3 protein-coding genes are annotated in these 2478 nt (G+C 66.3%); 1 reads left to right on the top strand and 2 read right to left on the bottom strand.

Going from position 1 to position 2478, the window contains the following annotated elements; genetic code table 11:
* The coding region (locus tag AC1VAN_RS18395) for an AraC family transcriptional regulator (protein ID WP_480986398.1) at positions 1-759 on the bottom strand (759 nt) is incomplete at its 3' end.
* A 101-nt stretch (positions 760-860) separates the two neighbouring features.
* Between AC1VAN_RS18395 and AC1VAN_RS18390 the strand changes: the two genes are divergently transcribed.
* On the top strand, positions 861-1739 hold the full coding sequence (locus AC1VAN_RS18390) for an oxidoreductase (protein WP_478015719.1): 879 nt from the start codon (positions 861-863) through the stop codon (positions 1737-1739).
* On the opposite strand, the gene AC1VAN_RS18385 is transcribed toward AC1VAN_RS18390, so the two are convergent.
* Positions 1717-2478 (bottom strand): oleate hydratase (locus AC1VAN_RS18385; RefSeq protein ID WP_480986397.1); only part of this gene is annotated, 762 nt, incomplete at its 5' end. The genes AC1VAN_RS18390 and AC1VAN_RS18385 overlap by 23 nt on opposite strands.

Below are 2478 nucleotides of genomic sequence, written 5' to 3'. Positions count from 1 at the left end.
CGCCTGGTGCAGCCGCGTGGACTTCACGTACTGCATCGGCGAGGTACCGGTAATGCTGCGGAAGTGATCATGGAACGTGGCCACGCTCATCTCCGCCTGCGCTGCCAGCGCATCCACATCCAGCGCCGTCGAATAGGCCGCGTGGATATGCCGCAGCACCTTGCCGATGCGGCCGAAGCGCCCGCGCATCGCCAGCGCCTCGCGCAGCGCCCCACCCTGTGCGCCGGTCAGCACCCGGAAATACAGCTCGCGCACCAGCGAGGGCCCCAGCACGTCGGCCTCCAATGGATCGGCCAGCGCTTCCAGCAATCGCAGCACCGTGGCCTGCATCGCAGGCTGCATCGGGCTGGACATCATGCTTCTTGCCGGCGCTTCGGTGCTGGCGGTGCGCTCGCCCAGTTCCATCAGCAGATCTGCGGCCAGCTGCAGATCAAGATGCAGGTAGATCGCCAGCAGCGGCGCCTCGGCCGTGGCCTCGGTTTCCATGGTGAAGGGCACCGGCACCGACACCGCCAGGTAGTGCTGCGCGTCGTACTGGTAGACCTGCCCGCCCAGATAGCCACGCTTCACGCCCTGGCAGACGATCACGATGCCGGGGTCGTACAGCACCGGCGTGCGCGCCAAGGGACGGTTGGAGCGCAGCAGCCGCACCCCAGGCACCGCCGTCAGCGTGTAGCCCTCGTCCACGGCCAGCGCCTGCAGCAGGCCGACCATGCGCGCCTGTGCGGGATGTTGCAGCGGATCATCGGCCGACCGCATCGGGCGCCCCAGAGGAATAGGCAAGAAAGCCCGAAGCTTAGGCCTGGGCGGCCGCGCACTCAATCACTAACGTGCAACTCCCCAGCCACGAGCCCTCAGCCATGACCGAATCCCGCCTCCTCCTCATCACCGGCGTCAGCAGCGGCTTCGGCCGGGCCCTGGCCCAGCAGGCCCTGCTGGCCGGCCATCGCGTGGTCGGCACCGTGCGCAGCGAATCGGCCCGCCAGCAATTTGCAGCCCTCGCACCCGGTCGCGCCTTCGGCCGCCTGCTGGACGTCACCGACGCCGCAGCCATCGATGCACTGGTGGCCACCGTCGAAGCCGACATCGGCGCCATCGACGTGCTGGTCAACAACGCCGGCTACGGCCACGAAGGCATCCTCGAAGAATCGACGCTGGACGAACTGCGCCATCAGTTCGAAGTGAACGTGTTCGGTCCCGCCGCGCTGATCAAAGCCGTGCTGCCGCACATGCGCGCGCGCCGCCGCGGTCACATCCTCAACATCACCTCCATGGGCGGCTTCATCACCTTACCGGGCATCGCCTGGTACTGCGGCAGCAAGTTTGCGCTGGAAGGCATCAGCGAGGTGCTGGGCAAGGAAGTGGCGCCGTTCGGCATCCATGTGACCGCGATCGCGCCGGGCTCGTTCCGCACCGATTGGGCTGGCCGTTCGATGGTGCGGGCCTCGCGCAGCATCGGCGACTACGACGCGCTGTTCGACCCGATCCGCAGCGCACGCGAGGAAAAGAGCGGCCATCAGCTGGGCGACCCGATCAAGGCCGCGCAAGCCATGCTGCAGGTGATCGACACCCCCAACCCACCCACGCATCTGCTGTTGGGCAGCGACGCCCTGCACTTGGTACGCGGCAAGCTGGCTGCCATGACAGAACGCATCGATGCCTGGGAGCGCCTCAGCCGCTCCACCGACAACGCGGCGCTACCTACGCCCCGCTGCCTCAATCGTCCTGCACCAGCTTGAACTCGCGTAGCAGCCCACCAATCTGGGTCTTGTCCAGCTTGTTCATCAGCAGGTTGCGCAGGAACGCCGGCCCCGGAATGTCCAGTTCCTTGCCATCGCGAAGACGCCCGGTCGCTGCCAGCAGCGTGCGCACGTCGTAGGTGGAATTGAACACCTCCGGCACGCCGCGCTCGATGCCCAGCAGCGTGTACACCGCTTCCATCGGCGTGCGCACCGAATACTCGGTGGTGAAGATGCAGTCGCGCTGCTTCGATTCGGCGAACTGGCCGATGAAGGCGAAGTTCACCGCGCCCTCCGGCACCACGTCCGGGCGATCACCGGCCTGGCGCGGCATGAAGAACGCGGTGATGTACGGCATCATCACCGGCACTGTCTTCGCCCCGGTCGCCGCCAGCTCGTCGATCTCCTCCACCGGCACACCCAGGTGGTACAGCCATTCGCGGGTGATCTCCTCGCCGGTGCAGTCCTGCATCGGCTTGTTCACGTAATCGCCCGGCGTATCCACGAACAGCGAATACACCCACACCACGATCTGGTCCTTCGGCTGGTTCTTGAAGTGCGGCTGGCGGTTCACCGTCCAGCTCATCAGCCAGCGCGAGTCGCGCACGCTCACGATGCCGCCGGTCACCACCTTGCCGCTGAACGGATCGCGCTTGGCAATCTTCTCGATGTACGCCGGAATGCGCGCGTCCAACGTGGTTACCGTCGCCGATTCCCACTTGGTTTCCGGTATATGCGC

The sequence above is a fragment of the Stenotrophomonas sp. 05L44_2 genome, from assembly GCF_056665995.1.
The sequence above is the reverse complement of the archived record's forward strand: the minus strand, read 5'-3'. Positions and strand labels throughout refer to the sequence as shown.

What these genes read in the sequence shown, in the direction of transcription:
- AC1VAN_RS18390 (WP_478015719.1), top strand. Translation starts at nt 861, where the DNA reads ATGACCGAATCCCGCCTCCTCCTCATCACCGGCGTCAGCAGCGGCTTC.